Raw genomic sequence first — 21,206 nt, forward strand, 5'->3', positions numbered from 1 at the left:
ACAGCTACCCCTTGTCTTTTTTGGTATGATTCATTTTTAGCTAATTATTATGTTCACTTACTCGATTATTTTTCTTTTGCGTCTGCAAAAGGATTTTTCGGTTGACTTCATCAGACAATTTCAAAAATGCATCCCTGTCTCCATCTTCTAGCGCTTGATCGATTTGAGCATAAAGCATATTTAGTTTTGCTGCTTCTTCTTTTTCTTGAAAATATCGCTCGATCAATTCAGTATCTTCTTCACTGACAGAAGCATCCCAAGAAGAAAATGGATTATCTTCTAAGATCGATAGGTATTCTCTTGTCTGCCAAGCATTCTCAAATAGACATTCCACATATAAGGGTTTCTTCCAATTCAATCGGATCTCATGAAAAATCTGATCTGTATCCGTAAATTCTTTTCCCTGCAAAAACAATTTCATTGGTTCCCCTTCAACAGATAGATCATTGATTTGCAGACCTCGATCCGCAAAATTTGCCCCTTCTACAAAGTGGACATTACTTAAAATCGCTTCATGATTGGCAAGATAATTCAAGATCCAAAAAACTTCTCTTCGGCTAAAAGATACATGATTGACCATCCACGTTAAAAAATTCTTCTTTTCCCGTACATCAATTAGCATTTTTCTCACCTCTCTGTTAGATCATCTAATAATGACAGTGCCTCCATATCTCCTGGTTCAAGTTTTAAATAATGAGTCAATAATTCTTGCGCTCTTTTTAGCTGTCCTTCTTCTCTTAAGAAAAAGGCATATTCTTTCAAGAAATCTGGTTCATGAGATAGTTCATGATAAGCTTGTTCATAGTGTACAGCTGCAACGGTGAAGTCTTCTAATTCATTATAAGCATGCGCTAGATTCCATTCCGCATACGGATTAGCAGTTTCTTCCATCTGATTGATCACTTGTATCACATCTTCATATCTTTCATCATCCAAGTAAAGATTGCTTAAAGTAAGTAATGTTTCATCTTGTTTGTCTCCTACTTCTAAAGCTTTCAGCAAGAGTTCCTCTGCTCGCTGTTTGTCGTGGAGACGAAAAGCATTTTCAGAGGCTAGATGATAAAGTTCAACTTGGTAAGGATTTTCTTTGATTCCTTCTTCTAACACTGTTTGCGCTTCTTCAACCATTTCTTCTTCTTGAAGAGCTTGTCCTAGATATAGGTATAACGATTGATAATGCGGATTGACTTCTCGAAGTTCTTCCAGATAGTTGATTGCCTGCTGATTTTCTTTTAATTGGAGATTCGTAAAGGCTAGCTGGAACAGTCGATCATCTGTCTTTTCTTCTTTCAATGCTTCTTCTAAAGGTGCGATAGCTGCTTCAAATTCACCTTGCATGCTTAAGGATTGCCCTAAACGTTCTTGCATTGAGATTCCTGACATCTCGTTTATCCCACTTGCCAACAATGTTTCATAAATCACTGCTGCCTCTTTGAAACGATCGACTGAAAAATACAATTCAGCTAGTGCAAACTGGATCAATGGTTCATCCGGTAGCAACCCTGCCGCTTCTTTCAATTTTGCTTCACTTACTTCAGGAATCCCGATGACTTGGTACAAATCAGCTATCGCCAATAAGCTTTGCGGATAGTAATCACTTTCCTTATCCACTTTTTCCAAGTATTCAAAAGCTAGGTCGATCTCATTGTCTTCGATTGCAATTTCTGCTAGGGGGATGTTTAGTCCGTCATTTTCTGGATATTGGTTGATCAATTGTTCAAAAATCTGTTTTGCTTCGATCAAAAAGCCAATAGCTAGCAATTCTTCCCCTAGTTCAGCTAATATATCTGCTGGATCTTCTTTTAATGCTTTTTCTAAAAAGAGTTGTGCTTGTGCCAGATCTTCATCTGATAAAGCTTGCAACATTTTTTCGCTATTTGTATTCATTTCAATTCCCTCTTATCTCGCTGACGATTTGTTGAAATACCGTCATTGTTCTCAACAATTCTTTTTCGTTTGGTCGTTGGTATCCGTCTATTATACCTATTTTTTCTAAAACAAGTATTTTTTTGCTTTTTTCTGCCAAGAAAAGGACTTTTTCCAAATACTCCATCTTTGAAATCTGTTCTAACCATTGGATAGGATAGCCAAGCAAGTCTAGCCATACAAAAAAATTTTTTAGTTGGAAATCAAAAGGATAGGCTTGGAGATTCCACACGAAATGAAACATCATCCCTAAAAATTTTTTCATACTAGCAGAAAGCAAGTGCCCATTTTCAGTCAGATAAAAAGCTTGTTCAAACAGTTTACCATAATTTGACAGATTTTCTGCCTCTAATTGATAAAAATAAATCATTTCTTCGATCATCCCGGCAAATGGCCGGGTCGTTAATTGCTTTTTATTTGGATAGTTTTTATACAAATTTTGTAAAAAACGGTGATCACAAATCATTCCGCAACAGATAAAAGTCAAAAAGTCAATCTGTTTTCCGTCCACTTGCCGCTCGCTGATCGTTTGATCATAAACGATACGTTCTGGCATGTTGATGGTTTGCAGCACGACACGATTCGGTAGCTGCAAAATCGTTCGCTGTGGAGTTAATGCTCGGCTCAGCGAACGGATCGACACAGGAATCAGCCAAAGTGATGAATCAAGGATTGTATGTTTTTGAAAAAAACCTGCCAGATCCATGATCCCTTCATTTCCAAATCCGATAACAAACATGGATTGATTTTCGGGATAGCGTTTGGTGAAATCAAGCAAGTTCTTCAATTCTGTTAAATGATTGCATTGAGTATTGGCACAAATGTACCAGTCATTATTTGCCTGATTTGCAAATAATGGGTTAATCTTATCTGCAAACAAATCATAATAACGCTGATTTGTTAAAAACAAGATGGGTTGATCGATCGAAAGTGCTCTTAGTTGACTGACAAGCGTTTCTCCGTAGAACACTTTCGTCAATGCTTCTTCTACTTGATAATCAAGTTCCATGCGCATCCCTCCTCTTCTTATTTTTATTTTACCATTAGTAAGCAAAATCTAGAAAAGATAAGGGCAAAGTCCACCTCTTAACTTAGAAATAAATAAAAATTAAATAAAATACATGTGTTTTTTATGTATGACATGCGGATTCGAAATTTTTGTCTCTTAATTGACTTTTTCTGCTAGGAAATAAAAAGAAAAGCACTTGTAGCCCTAGAGCCACAAGCGCTTTTTTACTGTCTTATTTAACAGCGTCTTTTAATGCTTTACCTGGTTTGAATGCAGGTACTTTGCTAGCTGGAATTTCGATTTCTTCACCAGTTTGTGGGTTGCGACCTTTGCGAGCTGCGCGTTCGCGAACTTCAAAGTTACCAAAACCGATTAATTGAACTTTTTCGCCGTTAGCTAAAGCATCTTGAATAGTTGAAAATACAGCATCTACTGCTGCAGTTGCATCTTTTTTAGTTAAATCAGTAGCTGAAGCAACTTTTTCGATTAATTCTGCTTTGTTTGCCATGGATAGATTCACCTCCTCCACAAGAGATATGATAGAAATATCATTTAGTTAAAACTTTCTGAGTGGTCCAGAAGTTTAAAAAGAAATATTGATTAACTTCAATATTCTGTTATCACGATATCATATGAACCGCTTAATAGCAAGGTTTTTACCAATTTTCATATGCTTTTTTTAGTCATAGAAACGTAACAAACAAAACTGTCTTTTTCTTTTGAAAAAAAAACGTTGATATGGTAAAATGCCTATTTTCTTCTACGAGGGATGATTCGAATGGATGTCCCTTCAAAAGTAAATGCTTTTCTGATTTGATTTTCTAAGAAACGCTCATAAGAAAAGTGCATCAATTCCTCTTCATTGACAAAAACAACAAATGTAGGCGGTTTGACAGCAACTTGTGTAGCATAAAAAATCTTCAGCCGTTTTCCTTTATCTGTCGGTGTTGGATTGATGGCTACAGCATCCATAATGATATCATTCAAAACAGCAGAAGAGATACGAAGATTCTGGTTCATACTTACTTGTTCGATCATTTCAGGAAGACGTTCCAACCGTTGTTTAGTCACTGCAGAAACAAAGACGATCGGTGCGTAATCTAAATATCGGAATTCATCACGGATCTCTTGTTCGAAATCACGCATCGTATTGGTTTCTTTCTTCACAAGGTCCCATTTATTCACAACGATAATGATACCACGACCAGCTTCATGAGCGTAACCCGCTACTCGCTTGTCTTGTTCTCGAATCCCTTCTTCCGCGTTCAGTACCATCAAAACGATGTCAGAACGGTCGATCGCACGCATCGCACGCATCACGCTGTATTTCTCAGTATTTTCATATACTTTTCCGCGTTTACGCATGCCGGCTGTATCGATCATCAAGAATTTCTGTCCATTTTCAGAAACAAAGTGAGTATCGATTGCATCCCTTGTCGTTCCTTCAATATCCGAAACAATCACACGTTCTTCTCCTAAAATCGCGTTGATCAAAGAAGATTTACCAACATTTGGGCGACCAATCAAACTAAACTTGATCGTGTCGTCATCCTCTTCTTCAGTCTCTTCAGAGAAATACTTCACTGCTTCATCTAAAATATCGCCAATTCCTAGTCCGTGGCTTCCTGAAACAGGATAAGGATCGCCTAGTCCTAAAGAATAAAATTCATAGATATCATTTCTCATTTCCGGATTATCTACTTTATTGACTGCTAAAATCACTGGTTTATTACTTCTGTATAAAATTTTCGCAACCATCTCATCTGCGTCTGTCACGCCTTCGCGTCCGCTGACGACACAGATGATCACATCTGCTTCTTCAATCGCGATTTCTGCTTGATGTTTGATCTGATCCATAAAAGGTTCATCACCAAGATCAATTCCGCCTGTGTCGATCACGCTAAATTCTCGACCTAACCATTCGCCTTTTGCATAAATACGATCACGAGTTACTCCAGGAGTATCTTCGACAATCGAGATACGCTCACCAGCGATGCGGTTAAAAATCGTAGACTTACCGACGTTCGGGCGGCCAACGATTGCAATTGTTGGATTTGCCATATTATTTCCTCCTCACAAGTTTCCAATCTCACTTAGTTTAACGAATGCAATGCCAACTTTCAAGCATAGATTGTCAATTAAACGAAGTATTTTTATTCCTTAATGAAATACTCACCGCTTTTCAAAAGAAAAACTGAGACAAAAGCAGCTGCTTTCATCTCAGTCACAGATACAAAATCAATTATTTTTCAGAATCATCGGTTGCTTTTTCTTCTACTTCTTCTTTCAACGCATCCCCTAAAATGTCTCCCATAGTGAATCCAGTATTTTCTTCTGGTAATTCATAAGACTCCACATTTTTTGGTTCTTCTTCTGAAGCTGGTTTTTCTTCTAAAGCTTTGATGCTCAATGCAATACGATGTTCTTCTGGATGGATCTCCAGTACTTTCACTTTCACTTCGTCGCCTTCATGAAGTACTTCGTGAGGTGTGGCGATATGTTTATGTGAGATTTGAGAGATATGGACTAGTCCTTCTACTCCAGGGAATACTTCAACAAAGGCACCGAAACTTGTTAGACGTTTAACAGTTCCGTCCAATACTGCTCCAACTGGGGCTTTTGTATCGATTTCTGACCAAGGTCCAGGCTGTGTATCTTTGATTGACAAGGAAACACGTTCTTGTTCAGGGTTGATAGACAACACTTTGACGTTTACTTCGTCATTAACAGCTAACACATCACTTGGTTTTGCTACATGACTATGAGAAATCTCTGAGACATGGACTAGACCGTCAATTCCGCCTAGGTCGACAAATGCCCCGAAATCAGTAAGACGTGCGACACGTCCGCTGAGAACATCTCCCTCATGAATCGTTGAAAGGATTTCTTTTTTCTTTTCTTCTCTTTCATTTTCAACTACCGCTTTGTGCGATAAGATCAAACGATTTTCTGATGGTTCGATTTCAATGATTTTAAAGCTCAATGTTTTGCCTTTATAATCTGAAAAATCCGCAACAAAATGATCTTCCACCATTGATGCAGGGACAAAGCCACGCACACCGACGTCAACGACTAAACCGCCTTTGACAACATTTGTAACAGGTGCTTCAATTACCTTGCCGTCTTGGAAATCTCTTTCAATGTCTTCCCAAACTTTTTTAGCATCTAAACGGCGTTTTGAAAGAAGATAGCTGCCGTTTTCTTTATCTTTGCCAATCGTACTGATAACGACTAAGTCTAATACATCGCCGACTTTCACTACTTCGTTGATATCTTCTACTGGTAAAGTTGATAATTCTTTTGCCGGAACGACGCCTTCAACTCCGGCCCCTTCGATTCCGACAATTACTTGTTTGTCTTCGATAACCAAAACTTCGCCCTTAACAACATCGCCAACTTTTACTTCTTGGACGCTTTTCATTGCGTCTTCCATTGACTGGTTGTTCTCTTGATTTTGATCAAATTCTGTCATAACACTTGTCCTCCTAACCAACATTCTGCCGTAAGTACGGTACTGTTTTTAGTTTAATTGATTATTCAAAAAAAATAAAGCGATTTCGTTCGTTTTCCTTGAAAAAACAATTGTTTTTCAGTTTTTTTCTTCATTTAAAAAAGAAGATATCCCTTTTCTAAAACGACGGCTTTTATCGCTGCAACGACTTCTGGAATGGATTTGCCGGTAGTATCGATACGAACAGCGTCCTCTGCTTGCTGCAGCGGAGAAACTTCCCTTGTTGAATCATAATGGTCTCTTGCCTGTATCTCTTTTGTTAGTGTTTCAAGATCAGTCGGAATCCCCTTTTCTTGGTTCTCTTTGAATCGTCTTTCTGCACGCTCACTTACGCTTGCTACTAAAAAGATTTTTACTTCTGCATTCGGCAATACAGCTGTCCCGATGTCTCTTCCGTCCATCACAACGCCACCGCGTTCGCCTATTTTCCGCTGGATAGCAACTAGTTCTTCTCTGACTTTCCCATGAGCAGAGACTTCTGAAACAGCTTTTGTGACATCTGGCTGACGGATTTCTAGTGTGACGTCTTTTGATGCTGTGAATACATGCTGCCCATCTTCTTGTTGTGAAAAAGAGATAGGATACTTTTTGATCAGTGAAACTAGTCCTTCCTCATCTGAAAAAGATACATTATTCGTAATAGCTAGATAAGTCACTGCGCGATACATGGCACCGGTATCCGTATAAATATAATTTAATTCTTTTGCTAAGATTTTGGCAACGGTGCTTTTTCCAGATGAAGCAGGTCCGTCGATCGCAATACTGATTTGTGTCATGATATAACTCCTTTTTCTCAAAAAAAAAGCCGCAAAGCGCGGCTATTATTATTTAATTCTTAATTCTTGACCAGGGTAAAGCATAAAGTTGTTTGGATCTAAGCCATTCAATTCAAACAATTGGTCAGTGGTGATTCCTGCACGCTCAGCCACTTGTTTTGGACCTTCGCCTGCTTGAACAGTCGTTGTCGTACCGGCTACAGCTGAGGAAGAAGGTGTTGTTTCTGCTGCATTGCTGCTTGAATCCCCTGCTTGATAAGTTGTGTCACTTGAGGAAGAAGGTGTTGTCTCTGCTGCAATACTGCTTTCTGACGTTACCCCTGTATCTTGAGAAACAGTAGATTCTTCCGCCATTGTACTAGATTCTACTGTTGAAGTCTCAGTTGACTCCTCTTTTGTTGTACTTGTGGAACTTTCTACTACTGATGTCGAAGTTTCAGAAGAAGATGCTGCTGTTGCATTGTTGCTTGATCCGTTTCTGATCCAGAAATAAGCACCTGCTGGAATAGCGATACATAAGACTAGTAAAATCAAAAATAGCGAAAGAAATAATGTATTTCCTTTCTTTTGTTGTCTCTGAGAACTTCTTGATGAAACCTCATCATCTGTATCATAAATTGGTTGTTCCCATGGTTCTTGTGTTTCGTTATTTTCTGTAGATTGATGTCTATCTTTTCTGCTCACTGTTTTACCTCCTAAACTCTATCGTGTGTATTATACCATAGGAAAAAGTGTCTTGTCCTAAAAAATCAATGTTCCATGTTTTTTTTAAATAAATTTAGTAAAATCGATTCCCAATGAAGCGGTTCAGTCTTAGAAAAATCCTTTTTCTTTGGTAGAAGTTCTACTTTTGCGCCATCAATATCACAACAATTCTGCGGCTTTTCGGAAAGTTCTTCCCCAAAATAAGCCAAGATGAATTTTCTGCGGCAGTCTTCTTCATGGATATAACGAAGCATCTGCTGCAGGCGGAATTCTTTTTCTTTTTCCTGACGTTTGAGCCGTTCCACCCAATTTTCTGGTTTTTCAGACTGCTGGATCAACTCCATCCATTTTTTTTGCAGCTCATCAAATGGCGCTTGCTCTGCTGCATATTCCAAATAAAGCTCAAAACTTTGTCGCTGTTCTCTAGAAAGTTGATTAAAGAAATAATGAATACGTTCATCTCCACTTTGATATAAAAGGATTGCTGCACTTTCTTCCTGATCTCTGCCTGCTCGACCGATTTCTTGTACATAGTTTTCCAGACTGTCTGGCAAATCGTAATGGATCACATAACGAATATCAGATTTATCGATCCCCATACCAAATGCGTTCGTAGCAATGAGAAACTGCAGCTGATTTTTTACAAACTGTTGCTGAAGCTGTCTTCTTTGAGCTGTGTCAAGGCCACCGTGATAATATCCAACTGAAAAGCGCTCCCTGAATAAATGATACAAACGTTCGACTTCTTTTTTTGTTGCACAATAAATAATTGCCGCACCATGTGCACTTTCCATGAATTGTTCAAGTTCTTGTTCTTTTTGCTGCGTTTTTCGAACAAAAAGCGAGATGTTTTGTCGATTGACTGATTGTCTAACCTCTTTTGGCTGTCGATCAAATAGCACCTGACGTATATCTTTCGCTACTAAATCTGTCGCTGTCGCGGTTAGAGCCAATGTGACCGGGTTTCCTAAATGCTCGCGGATTTTTCCTAACTGTTGATATTCTGGCCGAAAATCAACTCCCCATTGTGATACACAATGTGCCTCATCCACTACATATAGCGCTATATCCTGTTTTTTCAGCTGCTCTAAAAGAGAAGGGTTAGTCAACATTTCCGGACTCAAAAATAAAAATTTATATTGCGACAGATGACGGAGAACGTATCCTCTTTCAGCTCGCGAAAGCAAGCTATTGAAAGCAGCTACTCGTTTTTCCCCTCGTTTTTGCAGTTGTGTCACTTGATCTTCCATGAGAGAAAGTAGCGGTGACACGATGAGAACCATCCCATCCGTTAAATACCCTGTTAATTGATAGCACAGGCTTTTCCCCGTTCCTGTAGGCAAAATAGCGAGAGTATCTTCTCCATCAAGCAACGCCTGAATAATTTCTTCTTGGCCGGGTCGAAATGAATCGAATCCAAAATATTTTTTTAATTCATTTATTAACATTCTGTATCGCTTCCTTTCTCAATAGATAGATTTGATACAAACGAAATTCTCCATAATCTAATTGTCCATCTACATTCCATTCGCTGAAGCGCCACTCGCGCACGGAATCCTTATTTGGTTCCAATCGTTCGACCGTTTCTTGAGAGAGAACCCGCTCATATGGAAAATCATCAAAAAACAAGGCCCACTCAATAAGATGATCTGTTACCGTCCCTTTTTTTAAATGTCGGATTGCCATGATCTGGTCAATTGTCTGACCATTCATAAACATCTGCTTGGTGATCATCATGCTTTGATTGAAATTTTGCTGTAATAACGGATCAATCAACACATACCATAGCGAATCTGGCCGTTCTTCTATTTGTGCGAACAAAAGATGGATACATCTGCTTTGTTGTAAATAAACAGCTGCCTCATCATTGGTTTTTGCTAGCTGATACGGCAGAAGTCCTGTTCGATCATTTCCAGAGAATTGGTTAGCTAAAAAATCGGCTGCTCCTTCTGGTATCTCCGAAAACAGCTGCGCTAAACTTTCATACGCGCTATCAATCAAAATTCCACGTGGCAATCTGCTTCCACTAAGCCATTTTTTCAGTTGGAAAGTATAAAAAGGACTTGTCTCTGCTGGAAGATAATCTTGGTTCCCAGATGCCAGATTAGAAATCACTTGAACAGCAAATTTGATGAGCCGCCAACTAGTTGCCCCAGTTCGTCCATATCGGTCAAAACGCAAACCAGTATATTCTGTGTGAAGTTCAGACAACCTATCTGCTCCTGCAGACGTTAGTTTTGCTTCATTTTCATTTATTTCGATCCAGCCTTGCTGTGCAAGTTTTTGCATAATCTGATAAAACTTGTCTTGCTTCAAATCTGGAAAACTGTTATGAGCAAATAAAAGTTCGTGAGTAAATCCGAAAATAAGTACTGAAGTCGTCCGTTTTCCCACAAGGAGCTGGTAAAGAGAGCTGACTCGCAGCTTGTTTCTTGATGAAAATAGCGATAAAATAAAAACAATCATATTATTCTCCTTAAGTTAGGATGGTTAGAAATGTCACTACTATGTAAACTTGTACCTGAACGCTGTATTGCATGCGGTCTTTGCCAAATCGAAGCGCCGGATATTTTCGATTATGATGAAGAAGGAATCGTTTTATTTGCCCAAGAACCAGAGGCTCATCAACAGTTCGTCATGCCGGAAGAAGAAGCGTATGTAAGAAAAGCGTATCAAAAATGTCCAGTTCGGGCGATTTTATTAGAAAATAAAATGTAAGTCAAACTAAGCTTTAAAAATGGATACTAGATTTTCTAAACTTAAAGATAAGCCGGGATCTGTTTCTCCCGTTCCGTGAAATCCCGACTTATTTTGAAAGTTATATTTACTATCTATTTATTTGACTTGTTTTTTTCATAGACCCTATAGGACCCATTTCGGTTATTTCAACTTTTTCAGCCAGTTTTCCAATGTATTGACAATCACAGTTTGCTGATCTGCGTTAGAAATTTCTGCTTCTCCATCTCCTTTTTGCTCACCATAGCTACCAAAACCTCCATGGTTCCCGCCGTTGATTGATACATACTCTGTTCTTTCTGGTAAGTACTGCTTGGCTTCTTCATAAGCTTTCTGATTCAATACTTTATCTTTAGTTGCTGTAATGGATAAAATTGGGACAGCTGATTCTTTCAATGTTCCTTTTTTATCGGGATAGCTTGCCATGAAGAATACCCCTTTTAAATGACTGTCTGAACGATTCTTATTCGCATATCGACTTGCCATGACACCGCCTAAAGAGTGACCACCGATCACATAATCGGAATCTGGAAAATCTTCTTTGATCTTATCCGCTTTGTTTCCACCTATCACTGCTAGATCAAGAGGCATTTTGACAATAGCAACTGAGTAGCCGTTTTTTGCTAAATCTTGCGCCCAAATACTATAACTTTCTGGTTCTACGAGAGCACCAGGATAAAAAATAAGTAATGGAGACTTTGCCTGATTCTTTTTCTCTCCTTCAAAAAACAAGTAATCTTCTTTGTTTCTTCCTTCTTTTACCACCTTTTGTGCTTCTGACGATGGTTCGTACGTATTTTGCTGTATATAGTAATAACCGCTTCCGCCAAGTAATCCTAAAATAATGACTAAGCCAATTAGTATTCGTCTAAATATTTTCAATTTCTCCCACCTTTTCTATCTGAGTTTATACCTTCTTCTCAATCAAGTATGATTATACCTTAAAAAAAATAAGAGAAAAATGCAAACTTTCCAGCACCAAATAAAAAAGACGGAATATCCATTCGAATATCCGCCTTTTTTATATGATTATTTTTTATTTAGCGCACAAACGATACACTGCTTCTGCATAAATTTCCATTGCTTTATACATACTGCTTAATTCCCATCGTTCATTTGCCTGATGCATGAAGTCAGGAGTATCAGGGAACATCGCACCGAATGCCACACACTGGTTCATCGTACGGGCAAACGTAGCGCCACCTGATACAAATGGTTCAGTCATGTCTCCAGTAATCTCGCGATATGTCCCCAATAGGTTTTTCACTAACTCACTGTCCAATGGCACGTATAATGAATCTAGGAAGTCAAACTCTTCATAAGACAACTCATATTTTTCTACTGTTTTAGTTAATTTAGCTACTAAATCCTCTTTTTTGAATGTCACAGGAATTCTCATATCTACACCGATTTTTGTTTGTTCTGGTGTGATTTCCAAACTTGCAAAGTTCATCGTTAACTCACCAGATTGTTCATCTTCTGTCTTGCCCACGACTGCTTCACCAGTTGCATTTTCTTGAACTAATTTTCCTAAGAAATTGATTGGGCCAAAATCGAATACTTCTGAAAGAGCGATTGCCAGACGAGAAATAGCATTCACTCCTTGTGCGGCATCTTTCGCGTGGATACTTTTACCAAGAACGACGATTCCTTCGCCTTGTTCTTCGAAATCGAATCCGTGTTTTTTCAATGCTTCTTTTACTTCAGAAATCTTTTCACCAGAATAAGGAGCTGCATCAGGAACAACATTCAGCGCTCCGCCAGCTTTTACAGAAAAATCGTTCGTTCCAGGACCTGTCAAGTAAGCTTGTAGTAAGCCTTTTTCCGCATAAATTAAAGGGAATTCAGCGTCTGGCGCAAATCCTTGCGTAATGCCTTCTTCTTTCTCGTTATATTTTTCTAAACAACGCCACAAATTTTCTTCATCTGTACCAAAGATAAAACGAATACGTGTTTTGAATTCCACGCCAGCGTCCATCAAAGCTTTTACAGCATACATTGCTGCAATGGAAGGACCTTTGTCATCTTGAGAGCCGCGACCAACTAACCAGCCGTCTTTTACGGTTGGATCGAATGGTTTCGTTTCCCAATTGTTTTCGTCGCCTGCCGGAACAACGTCCATATGACACAAGATACCGAATAATTCATCTCCTGAGCCAATCTCTGAATAACCGTAATAGCCTTCTGGATCTTTAAATGTTCTAAATCCTAGCTTTTCACTGATTTCCAATACTTTGTCCAAAGCTTCAATCACTTTTTTACCGAAGGGGTGTCCTTGCCCTGAATCTGCTTCATCTAGTACGGAAGGGATTCGGATCAATTCGCTCAATGATTCTAATGCTTGTTCATGATGTTGTTCTGTCACAAATTGTTTCATGATTTTAACCTCCTAATATGTTAAAAAGGGTTATGTCAAATGCCTCCGACACAACCTCTTCTTCTCTAATAATGACGTTTTAAGCCTGCTCCATCAGCAAGCAGAATGTTCTTAATGATGAAAGAAAAAACACTCACTGAATGGAGCAATCGACTTATCCACGTGCTTATTGATAGCCGTATATCGGTTTCTTCACTCTTATGATAGACCTTGTACCTGTATTTGTCTAGGTTTAGAACATTGCTGCTACACCTAGGATCACACAGATGGCTACAAATAATATCGCAATTAATTTACCAGTAAATTTCCACCACACTGAAACATCGAAACGAGCAATCGCTACAGCACCCATTACGATAGCAGATGTTGGCGTAATCAAGTTTACTAAGCCAGACGCAGATTGATAAGCAGTGATAACTAAATCCTTCCCTACACCGGCAAATTCACCCATAGGTCCCATGATTCCCATTGTTGCAGCAGCTAAGCCAGAAGTTGAAGGAATCAAGAATGACATAGGAATATAGAAAATAAATGTAATGATGATGAATACGCTTGAAGATAATGAACTTAATCCTTGTTCGCCCCAGTGTAAGATAGTATCTGTAATCAATCCGTTGTTCATAACCACTTGAATACCACGAGCAACAGCTACTACGATAGCTACACCAATCAAGTCAGAAGCACCAGCTAAAAATTCAGAGACGAATTCAGATTCTTTCATACCATACGTGATTGCTACGACGATTGACATGACTAAGAACAACATAGTAATTTCTGGGAAGTACCAGTCACCTAGTGGAAGCATGCTTTTACCTAAAACAGTTCCTAGTACCGGAAGATTTGTTAACCAGTTTGTCAACGATTCAAAAATTGTGAAATTCGCATTCAAGGTTGTCCAAGGAATCAAACTAATGATCATGATACCAAAAGTAATGAAGAACAATACATTTACATGTTTTTGTTTTTTCGTGATTACTTCTTGGCGACCGATTGCTTCGATATCGAAATGTTTCATATCTTCTTTACGTTGATTGTATACTAATGATTTTGTTGGATCTTTTTCGATTTTTGATGCATAGCGATACACATATACAATAGAAATAGCTAACAAAATAACGAACATCAAGAATCGAAGACCAATCCCTTCACCCATCGAAATCCCAACAGCTTGCGAAGCTACGCCGGTTGCAAAAGGATTGACCGTTGAAGCTAAACAGCCTACTTGAGACCCTACTAATACGATGGCTACTGCTACCACTGTATCAAAGCCTACTGCCATCATAACTGGGATCAGTAAAGCATAGAACGGAATCGTTTCTTCCGCCATTCCGTAAGTAGATCCGCCTAATGCAAATAACAGCATCAATACTGGAATAAGCATTTTTTCTTTTCCTTTGAATTTCTTCACAACTGAAGCGATTCCGGCATCTAGGGCGCCTGTTTTGTTGATAATACCTAAAAATCCACCAACAACTAAAATGAAGAAAGAGATTGGGATTGCAGCAGGTGTTTCTTTAGTTAGCTCCCCCGCTGGTACACCTAGCATCCCATTGATTGGCGCCATGAAAATATCCCACAGCCCTTGAGGATTTTGTTGTACTCGTTCATATGATCCAGCGACAATGTTGCCTGCATCGTCTACACTATAGTGCCCAGCTGGTATAAACCAAGTAAGTACAGCGATTACTGCAATAATAATGAATAAGACCGTATACGCTGAAGGCATTTGAAATTTTTTCTTCTTTGTTTGTTCCATCTTCTTCTTCCTTTCTTTTCCGTTAGAGACATCATTTTTGGCTCTAATGTTATTTTATCAAAAAGAGTATCAGAACAAAAATAATAACACGCATTTTATAAAACTTTTGTTCAAAAAGTTCGTTTTTTCCTATTTTCTCCCCCTTTTCTTAGGTTTTTAAAGCTTTCTTCATTTTCATTGTAGCGTTTCCTTTTTTATATAAACAAACATTTCCGTCTTTTAAAAGGAGAAGGATTTCACATTCCAAAAGAACTAATTGATTTTTATGCATAAATAAAAAAAATACTCAAAACAAACAAATAAAACGTTTACAATATTGCATGTATTGTATTTTTTTCCAAAAAAAAGATCAAGAAATTTCTTGATCTTTTTGACATTTATTTAACTGCTGTATGACGTTGTTCCATCTGATGTTGTTTTCGACTTAACCATGGAAGAAGTTGCGCATGTAGCACTAAAAAGACAGCACTCACGATGAATCCTTTGATCAAGTTGAAAGGAACAATCCCAATCAATACATAATTTGCTAAAGACATCCCCAACATCTGTGTCGCGTTCAGTCCTAAAAACATTAAGTAAAGAGGCGTAATAACGAAATAATTCGCGATACTCATGAAAATAGTCAGAGCAATCGTTCCTGTAATCACACCTAAAAATTTATTTCTTCCTTTATGCTGTTTCTTTACACTAAAGAAGTAATAAATCGGGAATGTAAAGATCGTTGTTGATAAGAAACTAGCTGTGTCTCCCACTAGGTTATCTGGAGAAAAACCTGTAGTCAGCAGATGTAATACTGAACGCAAGAACGCTGTTGCTACTCCGGCCGCTGGACCGAATAAGAACATACTGATCAATACCGGGATATCACTAAAATCAATCTTCAAAAAACTAAAAGCCGGCATGATCGGAAAAGCAAAATACTGTAAAACTAACGCGATCGCAGCAAACATCGCTACTGCAACCATTTTCTGTACACGGGTGTTCTTCATTTGAAATCCTCCTGTTAGGACTCCTCTTCAGCGAACTTTTTGACGTTTCTCTCCAAATGAAAAAACTCTATTTTCCAGGGAAAATAGAGTTAGAGTTATTTGATCAAGTGTGCGTCAAATAAGCCCTATCTTCTTTATCCAGACTGTACTGTCGGTATCGGAATTTCACCGATTCAGCTATTTTTTGCAAAATAGGTCGTGGACTATAACCACCGGTCGGGAATTTCACCCTGCCCCTGAAGACGAACCTTATATAATTTTTGTTTACATGTTCATTATACATATCTCTTCAAAAAACGCAACATTTAACGCTTATAAAAAGTAAGTGTTTATTTTGAATGATTCAATAAGCTGCTGACTTCTTTTTTGTTCAATTCACGATAATCCCCAGGGCGTAAACCTTGTAATGTCAAATCACCGTATTTTTCACGTTTTAACTTTTGCACAGGAAGCCCAACTGCTTGAAGCATATTTTTCACTTGATGATTCCGTCCTTCGTGGATCGTCAATTCCACGATACTGTGATTTGTCTTAGGATCCACTGATAAAATTTGGAATTTAGCTGGAGACGTTTTTCGTCCTTCGATCTTTATTCCTTTCGCCAAAGGTGCAAGCATCGATTTTGTCGCAATCCCTTTTACTTTTGCGACATAAACTTTATCCACTTCATGTTTTGGATGTGTCAGGCGCTGGGCAAAATCTCCATCATTTGTCAGCAGTAAGATGCCCGAAGTATCGTAGTCCAGTCGACCTACGGGGTAAATTCGTTCTTTTACCATCGGCAGAAGGTCCGTAACGACTTTTCTTCCTTTGTCATCTGCTACAGCAGAAATGACTCCTTTAGGTTTGTACAATAAATAATAACCGTATTCTTCTTGATAAATTGGCACTTCATCCACTTCCACAGTGTCATGTTTTCCAACTTTTATCCCTAATTCTCTTACAACTTGTCCGTTTACTTTTACACGTCCTGCAAGGATAAATTCTTCTGCTTTTCGACGAGAAGTGATGCCAGCGTGGGCAATTACTTTTTGTAATCTCTCCATTTACAATTGTTCTCCTTTATTCATTCCATCAAAGAATAGATCTGGTGACACATCTTCTTCAAGTGAAATTTCCATTTCTTGTGTATCAGGCAGTTCCTCTAATGATTTCAGCCCAAAATAATCCAAGAAGTAACCAGTTGTTCCATATAATATCGGGCGACCTGGTCCTTCTACTCTGCCTTTTTCTTCAATCAGTTTATGAGCAGCCAGACGCTGTACCGCTCCTGAAACCTGAACGCCTCGAATCTGCTCGATCTCAGCTCGTGTGATCGGTTGTTTATAGGCAATGATTGCTAAAGTCTCGACAGCGGCTTGAGATAACGTGTTCGATGTTCCTTGTGCATATCGCTTGAGCAATGGCGCTAGCTCTTTTTTAGTCGTTAATACATAATGGCTTTCCGTTTCAAAAATATGCAAAGCTGAGTGCGGGTTTTGAGCGTAAGAGTCTTTTAATTCTTTCACTAAATTTGCGACTTCTGCTTCACTGAGATTCAACAGTCCGCTTAATTCTTCATTACTGATTCCTTCCTCGCCAACAATAAAAAGAAGGGCTTCAAGTTCACTTAATTTCGTCATGTTCGGTATCTCCTACTGCTGGATAAAGCATAATTGATTCATAGTTTTCTTTTTGTTGCGCAATAATCTGTCCTTTTTTCATCAACTCTAGCAAAGCCATAAAAGTAGTGACAACTTCACTTTTGGAAGGCGACTCAAAAAAAGAGTCGAAGGTACAGCCATGCGTATTTCTTTTTATACGCTCTTCGATAAAGATCATTCGTTCTTCGATCGTTGTATCATCGGGCGTGATCGTTTTTTCCACTTTTTGAGAAAATTTCTTACGTTCCAAAATTTTCTGCATGGCACGGATTAGATCGATTTTTTTGACTTGTCCTCGCTTCAACGGTTTTTCAACATCCGCCAATCCATCGATGTTCATAGGGTCTTTTGTGTAATAAAGACTTCGTTCCTCTGCTTTTTCTGTTAATTTTTCAGCCGCATACTTATACTTACGGTATTCTAAAAGCTGAGTGACCAATTCTTCTCGAGGATCTTCTTCCCATAGTTCTTCATCATCTGTAACAAACTCTTGGATAGGGAGCAACGTCTTACTTTTGATTGCCATCAATGTAGCAGCCATCACTAGGTATTCTCCTGCAACAGCTAGCTCTAGTGTCTTCATTGTATGGATATAATTCATATATTGCTCTGTGATCGTAGCGATTGGTATATCATATATATCGATTTCCATTTGCTGAATCAGATGAAGCAGCAGATCGAGAGGTCCCTCGAATACATCTAATTTAATATTGATCTCCGTCAACTCATTCACTCTTTCTTCTTTTTCTTTGCTAGCCACTTTCCAATATAAGGCTCTGTGATTTCAGTTGCACGGATGGAGACATCCGGATACTTTTCTTGTAATTCATCTAACATTTGGAAGCCCATATTCTCACCGCGATAAGATGGATTCAAAGAAATGTCATGGATAATCAGCTGATCGTTCGTTGCCCAATAAACACCAATGATTCCTTGAATGTTGGTCGAACCTTCCGGCGTAAAGAAAAAAAGTTCATAATCATCTTCAGATTCGTACGTATCTATCTCCTTCAACAAAGAAGACTTACCTGTCAGCTTCTTATGGAAACTCAACAGTCCCATAGCAATTTTACGGTTTTCTTTTCGGTAATGTGTTAACATCTTCTCACCTTCCTATGACTAAGCCCTTGGAAAATGCTGCTTATAAACATCTGTCATCCTTTTTTTCGTGATATGTGTATAAATCTGTGTCGTAGAGATATCCGCGTGACCTAACAATTCCTGTACTGTCCGCAAATCTGCTCCGTTTTCTAGCAAATGGGTGGCGAAGCTGTGCCGTAGCGTATGCGGCGTTACTTCTTTGTAAATCCCAGCCTCTCTTACTAGCTGTTTCAGATTTTTCCAGATTCCTTGCCGGGAAAGACCTTTTCCATGATTATTGACAAATACATGCATTTCAGATGCGTCCTTTACAAGTAACGGACGTGCTTCGTCTAAGTAGCGTTCCAGCCATTGGATCGCATAATCACCTAAAGGAATAATCCGCTCTTTATCTCCTTTACCGACTGTCTGTACCAGCCCAAGAGAAAGATGAAGATCTCCCAATTTCAATCCAATCAATTCACTGACGCGCATCCCAGTAGCATACATGACTTCTAAGATTGCACGATCTCTTATCCCTAATGTTTTTGTCGTATCAGGTGCTTCAATCAGCTTTTCTACTTCTGCCAGCGTCAATGTACTTGGTAATTTCTGCGCTTTCTTTGGCGTATCGATATGCTGCATTGGATCATGATCCGTGATACGCTCTTGTCGTAAAAACTGATGAAATCTTCTGAGGCTTGAGATCATCCGCGTAACGGTTGCTGTCGCTTTTTTTTCTTCATGCATTTTTTCCAGAAAACGGATGACTAAAAAGCGATCGACATCTTGCCATGAAGCAACTTTCTGCTCTTCTAGAAAATGCAAGTATTGTTCCAAATCACGTTCATAGCTTTGACGTGTATTGGCGGATAATCCCCGTTCAATATTCAAGTAGTGGAGATAATCGTTGATTTGCTCTTTCATAATAATCCCCCTCATGCCTCTCTATCATATCAGATACCGCTTCATTCTGATAGTCTTTTTCCATAATCTGAGCAAAGAAAAAGCCGTCTAGACACTCAGACGGACTGGTTTCTTTTTTCTTTTTCATAACATTCCTGACAGATTCCATGGAACGTCAGCCGATGATCTTTTACTAAAAAATGATAACGTTCTTCTACTACTTGCTCCACTTCAAGTAAAAGATCCTCTTCTACTTCCTCGATCGTGCCGCAGTTCAAGCATAGTAAATGATGATGGAAATGTTTGGCGCCTTCTTTTCTCAAATCATAACGGGCTAATCCATCATTAAAACTTACTTTATCGACAATTTTTAATTCTGTCAAGATTTCAAGGGTTCGATAAACAGTAGCAAGTCCAATTTCTGGACTCTTTTTTTTCACTAAAAAGAAGATCTCTTCTGCAGACAAATGCTCTTTCTCATTCTCCAAAAGCACAAGCAGGGTAGCTTCTCTTTGCGGTGTCAGCTTGAACCCCGATTCATGTAGCTGCTGTTTTGTTTTTTTCATCGCCGAAATAGCATTCATGACCATTTACTCAACCCCAACAATTTATAATAATTACAATTTAGAAAAACAATAACACTGTGTTAATTAAAATTATTATAAGCTAGTTAAGAAAAACATGCAAGGGATTCTCAATTAGATTTTTTGACTAATTTTGTCACACCGTTTTCTTGTTTAATCAGTCCTTGTTTCAAAAGATTGCCTAATGCTCGCTTAAAAGCACCTTTGCTGATGCCGAAAGCTTTCATGATGTCTTCTGGATCTGATTTATCTGTAAAGTTGATTTGCTGATCTGCAGAACGTTCTAAAATGGTTAAAATCATTTGTGCATCATCTGATATTGCTTCATACGCTCTTGGTTTCAATGAAAGATTCAGTACACCATCTGGTCGGACACCGATCACACGCCCTTTTACCTGCTCGCCTAGTCGAGGTTCGTTATATCGTTCAGAAGGATGGATAAACCCAAGATAGAAATCTTCAGTCAAAACATACGTACCTGTTAATTTCAAACGGTAGGCTGTTCCTATCACATCTTTGTTTTTCATTTCTTCTGTTCCATACTTGCTTAAAGATTTGAATATTTTTTCGTCTGCTAAACTACCCCAAACACGATCCTTTGCATCAACTCTAAGGGAAATCATCAAACGATCTCCCTTTTTAGGCCACAGCTCTGTCATGGTCGGTAATTCATCAAGAGATACGACAAAGTCTTTATCTGGAAGACCGATATCGACAAATGCGCCTAAATCTTTTCGTGTAGCAGTAACGATCCCAAATGCATAGTGACCGATGCGACTTTTTGGAATTTGTGTAGTGATCCGGTTTTCATGTTTTTGATTTTGGTAGCCGAATCCTTCCACTGCCTCACCGATTTTGTGCTCGCCTTCTGATTTGCTTAAGCCAAAGGTTTGCCCATTTTTTTGGACAAAGTAATTTTTTTCATTTTCATCAATAATAATACCTGTAAATATAGTTGCTAATAAATCGTTCATTTTTTTCTCCCTCTATAGTGAAAGGTTTTCTTAATACATTTCTTTGCTATCATAACATAATGTTATCTACTTGAATAGCTGAGCCTTGCTTTGGAAAGGTGAAAAAAGGAGTATGACAACAGTTGTGTCATACTCCCCTTTTTTGAATAAACGGTGTTTACCTGCCAACTCCTCGGTTTCAAGTCACACTATTCATCAAACATGAGAAGCTGTTTTTTGAAATTGCTCCTTGTG

22 protein-coding genes and 1 riboswitch are annotated in these 21,206 nt (G+C 38.6%); of the genes, 1 reads left to right on the forward strand and 21 read right to left on the reverse strand.

The features are described 5' to 3' along the window. Window positions 1–40: 40 nt before the first annotated feature. From HMPREF2961_RS04320 to HMPREF2961_RS04365, 10 genes are all read right to left on the reverse strand, one after another. Entirely contained in the window at window positions 41–622 is a 582-nt protein-coding gene (locus tag HMPREF2961_RS04320) for a ReoY family proteolytic degradation factor (protein ID WP_002315214.1), read from the reverse strand. 5 nt (window positions 623–627) lie between these two features. Beyond that, the gene (locus tag HMPREF2961_RS04325; RefSeq protein WP_002290180.1) at window positions 628–1,887 is read right to left on the reverse strand and encodes a tetratricopeptide repeat protein; all 1,260 of its coding nucleotides are present in this window, start codon (window positions 1,885–1,887) and stop codon (window positions 628–630) included. A 1-nt stretch (window position 1,888) separates the two neighbouring features. Further along, entirely contained in the window at window positions 1,889–2,935 is a 1,047-nt protein-coding gene (locus HMPREF2961_RS04330; RefSeq protein WP_002309590.1) for a hypothetical protein, read from the reverse strand. 232 nt (window positions 2,936–3,167) lie between these two features. After that, window positions 3,168–3,443, reverse strand: coding sequence for an HU family DNA-binding protein (locus HMPREF2961_RS04335; protein WP_002290178.1), 276 nt, complete (start codon window positions 3,441–3,443; stop codon window positions 3,168–3,170). A gap of 242 nt (window positions 3,444–3,685) precedes the next feature. Then, a complete protein-coding gene (der, locus tag HMPREF2961_RS04340; RefSeq protein WP_002315215.1) occupies window positions 3,686–4,996 on the reverse strand; it encodes a ribosome biogenesis GTPase Der in 1,311 nt (436 codons plus the stop codon). Between the two features lie 181 nt (window positions 4,997–5,177). Then, entirely contained in the window at window positions 5,178–6,407 is a 1,230-nt protein-coding gene (gene rpsA / locus HMPREF2961_RS04345; protein ID WP_002290176.1) for a 30S ribosomal protein S1, read from the reverse strand. A 134-nt stretch (window positions 6,408–6,541) separates the two neighbouring features. Beyond that, a complete protein-coding gene (cmk, locus tag HMPREF2961_RS04350) occupies window positions 6,542–7,222 on the reverse strand; it encodes a (d)CMP kinase (protein ID WP_002309595.1) in 681 nt (226 codons plus the stop codon). Window positions 7,223–7,270: 48 nt separating this feature from the next. Beyond that, entirely contained in the window at window positions 7,271–7,906 is a 636-nt protein-coding gene (locus HMPREF2961_RS04355; protein WP_002315217.1) for an SAG1386/EF1546 family surface-associated protein, read from the reverse strand. Window positions 7,907–7,971: 65 nt separating this feature from the next. After that, complete coding sequence (locus HMPREF2961_RS04360; RefSeq protein WP_002315218.1) at window positions 7,972–9,375, reverse strand: RecQ family ATP-dependent DNA helicase; 1,404 nt, start codon at window positions 9,373–9,375, stop codon at window positions 7,972–7,974. Then, entirely contained in the window at window positions 9,362–10,393 is a 1,032-nt protein-coding gene (locus tag HMPREF2961_RS04365) for a helix-turn-helix domain-containing protein (protein ID WP_002315219.1), read from the reverse strand. The genes HMPREF2961_RS04360 and HMPREF2961_RS04365 overlap by 14 nt, the downstream gene beginning before the upstream one ends. Before the next feature lie 30 nt (window positions 10,394–10,423). Here HMPREF2961_RS04365 and HMPREF2961_RS04370 point away from each other — a divergent pair, with 30 nt between their 5' ends. Beyond that, window positions 10,424–10,645 (forward strand): ferredoxin, encoded by a 222-nt coding sequence (locus HMPREF2961_RS04370; protein ID WP_002290171.1) that lies wholly within the window; start codon window positions 10,424–10,426, stop codon window positions 10,643–10,645. 162 nt (window positions 10,646–10,807) lie between these two features. On the opposite strand, the gene HMPREF2961_RS04375 is transcribed toward HMPREF2961_RS04370, so the two are convergent. From HMPREF2961_RS04375 to HMPREF2961_RS04425, 11 genes are all read right to left on the reverse strand, one after another. Beyond that, window positions 10,808–11,545 carry an alpha/beta hydrolase gene (locus HMPREF2961_RS04375; protein ID WP_070704018.1) on the reverse strand — a complete coding sequence of 246 codons (738 nt, stop codon included), beginning with the start codon at window positions 11,543–11,545 and terminating at the stop codon, window positions 10,808–10,810. A gap of 154 nt (window positions 11,546–11,699) precedes the next feature. Continuing rightward, window positions 11,700–13,040 (reverse strand): M20 family metallopeptidase, encoded by a 1,341-nt coding sequence (locus HMPREF2961_RS04380; protein WP_002315221.1) that lies wholly within the window; start codon window positions 13,038–13,040, stop codon window positions 11,700–11,702. A 232-nt stretch (window positions 13,041–13,272) separates the two neighbouring features. Next, window positions 13,273–14,796, reverse strand: coding sequence for a YfcC family protein (locus tag HMPREF2961_RS04385; protein WP_002290168.1), 1,524 nt, complete (start codon window positions 14,794–14,796; stop codon window positions 13,273–13,275). 377 nt (window positions 14,797–15,173) lie between these two features. After that, a complete protein-coding gene (locus HMPREF2961_RS04390; protein ID WP_002290166.1) occupies window positions 15,174–15,785 on the reverse strand; it encodes an ECF transporter S component in 612 nt (203 codons plus the stop codon). 123 nt (window positions 15,786–15,908) lie between these two features. Then, a riboswitch (FMN riboswitch) is annotated at window positions 15,909–16,033 on the reverse strand. An 81-nt stretch (window positions 16,034–16,114) separates the two neighbouring features. Next, window positions 16,115–16,831: a pseudouridine synthase gene (locus HMPREF2961_RS04395; RefSeq protein WP_002313886.1), complete on the reverse strand. Its 717-nt coding sequence runs from the start codon at window positions 16,829–16,831 to the stop codon at window positions 16,115–16,117. Then, a complete protein-coding gene (scpB, locus tag HMPREF2961_RS04400; RefSeq protein ID WP_002290163.1) occupies window positions 16,832–17,407 on the reverse strand; it encodes an SMC-Scp complex subunit ScpB in 576 nt (191 codons plus the stop codon). Then, a complete protein-coding gene (locus HMPREF2961_RS04405; RefSeq protein ID WP_277885141.1) occupies window positions 17,391–18,161 on the reverse strand; it encodes a segregation/condensation protein A in 771 nt (256 codons plus the stop codon). Before HMPREF2961_RS04405 ends, scpB begins: the two co-directional genes overlap by 17 nt. Continuing rightward, on the reverse strand, window positions 18,158–18,529 hold the full coding sequence (locus HMPREF2961_RS04410; RefSeq protein ID WP_002290158.1) for a GNAT family N-acetyltransferase: 372 nt from the start codon (window positions 18,527–18,529) through the stop codon (window positions 18,158–18,160). Before HMPREF2961_RS04410 ends, HMPREF2961_RS04405 begins: the two co-directional genes overlap by 4 nt. Before the next feature lie 18 nt (window positions 18,530–18,547). Next, window positions 18,548–19,435 carry a site-specific tyrosine recombinase XerD gene (gene xerD, locus HMPREF2961_RS04415; protein WP_002290156.1) on the reverse strand — a complete coding sequence of 296 codons (888 nt, stop codon included), beginning with the start codon at window positions 19,433–19,435 and terminating at the stop codon, window positions 18,548–18,550. A gap of 95 nt (window positions 19,436–19,530) precedes the next feature. Then, a complete protein-coding gene (locus HMPREF2961_RS04420; protein WP_002290152.1) occupies window positions 19,531–20,004 on the reverse strand; it encodes a ferric iron uptake transcriptional regulator in 474 nt (157 codons plus the stop codon). A gap of 104 nt (window positions 20,005–20,108) precedes the next feature. Beyond that, a complete protein-coding gene (locus tag HMPREF2961_RS04425) occupies window positions 20,109–20,972 on the reverse strand; it encodes a virulence factor B family protein (protein WP_002290150.1) in 864 nt (287 codons plus the stop codon). Window positions 20,973–21,206: the final 234 nt, after the last annotated feature.

This window comes from Enterococcus sp. HMSC076E04 (genome assembly GCF_001814285.1).
GTDB classification, from domain to species: Bacteria; Bacillota; Bacilli; order Lactobacillales; family Enterococcaceae; genus Enterococcus_B; species Enterococcus_B lactis.

Coding starts and splice junctions, on each gene's coding strand:
- scpB (WP_002290163.1), bottom strand. CDS start 17,407: ATGACGAAATTAAGTGAACTTGAAGCCCTTCTTTTTATTGTTGGCGAG.
- HMPREF2961_RS04320 (WP_002315214.1), bottom strand. CDS start 622: ATGCTAATTGATGTACGGGAAAAGAAGAATTTTTTAACGTGGATGGTC.
- HMPREF2961_RS04395 (WP_002313886.1), bottom strand. CDS start 16,831: ATGGAGAGATTACAAAAAGTAATTGCCCACGCTGGCATCACTTCTCGT.
- HMPREF2961_RS04385 (WP_002290168.1), bottom strand. CDS start 14,796: ATGGAACAAACAAAGAAGAAAAAATTTCAAATGCCTTCAGCGTATACG.
- HMPREF2961_RS04410 (WP_002290158.1), bottom strand. CDS start 18,529: ATGTTAACACATTACCGAAAAGAAAACCGTAAAATTGCTATGGGACTG.
- HMPREF2961_RS04325 (WP_002290180.1), bottom strand. CDS start 1,887: ATGAATACAAATAGCGAAAAAATGTTGCAAGCTTTATCAGATGAAGAT.
- cmk (WP_002309595.1), bottom strand. CDS start 7,222: ATGACACAAATCAGTATTGCGATCGACGGACCTGCTTCATCTGGAAAA.
- HMPREF2961_RS04380 (WP_002315221.1), bottom strand. CDS start 13,040: ATGAAACAATTTGTGACAGAACAACATCATGAACAAGCATTAGAATCA.
- rpsA (WP_002290176.1), bottom strand. CDS start 6,407: ATGACAGAATTTGATCAAAATCAAGAGAACAACCAGTCAATGGAAGAC.
- HMPREF2961_RS04425 (WP_002290150.1), bottom strand. CDS start 20,972: ATGAACGATTTATTAGCAACTATATTTACAGGTATTATTATTGATGAA.
- HMPREF2961_RS04335 (WP_002290178.1), bottom strand. CDS start 3,443: ATGGCAAACAAAGCAGAATTAATCGAAAAAGTTGCTTCAGCTACTGAT.
- HMPREF2961_RS04370 (WP_002290171.1), top strand. CDS start 10,424: ATGTCACTACTATGTAAACTTGTACCTGAACGCTGTATTGCATGCGGT.
- HMPREF2961_RS04390 (WP_002290166.1), bottom strand. CDS start 15,785: ATGAAGAACACCCGTGTACAGAAAATGGTTGCAGTAGCGATGTTTGCT.
- xerD (WP_002290156.1), bottom strand. CDS start 19,435: ATGAAAGAGCAAATCAACGATTATCTCCACTACTTGAATATTGAACGG.
- HMPREF2961_RS04420 (WP_002290152.1), bottom strand. CDS start 20,004: ATGGTCATGAATGCTATTTCGGCGATGAAAAAAACAAAACAGCAGCTA.
- HMPREF2961_RS04330 (WP_002309590.1), bottom strand. CDS start 2,935: ATGGAACTTGATTATCAAGTAGAAGAAGCATTGACGAAAGTGTTCTAC.
- HMPREF2961_RS04360 (WP_002315218.1), bottom strand. CDS start 9,375: ATGTTAATAAATGAATTAAAAAAATATTTTGGATTCGATTCATTTCGA.
- HMPREF2961_RS04365 (WP_002315219.1), bottom strand. CDS start 10,393: ATGATTGTTTTTATTTTATCGCTATTTTCATCAAGAAACAAGCTGCGA.
- der (WP_002315215.1), bottom strand. CDS start 4,996: ATGGCAAATCCAACAATTGCAATCGTTGGCCGCCCGAACGTCGGTAAG.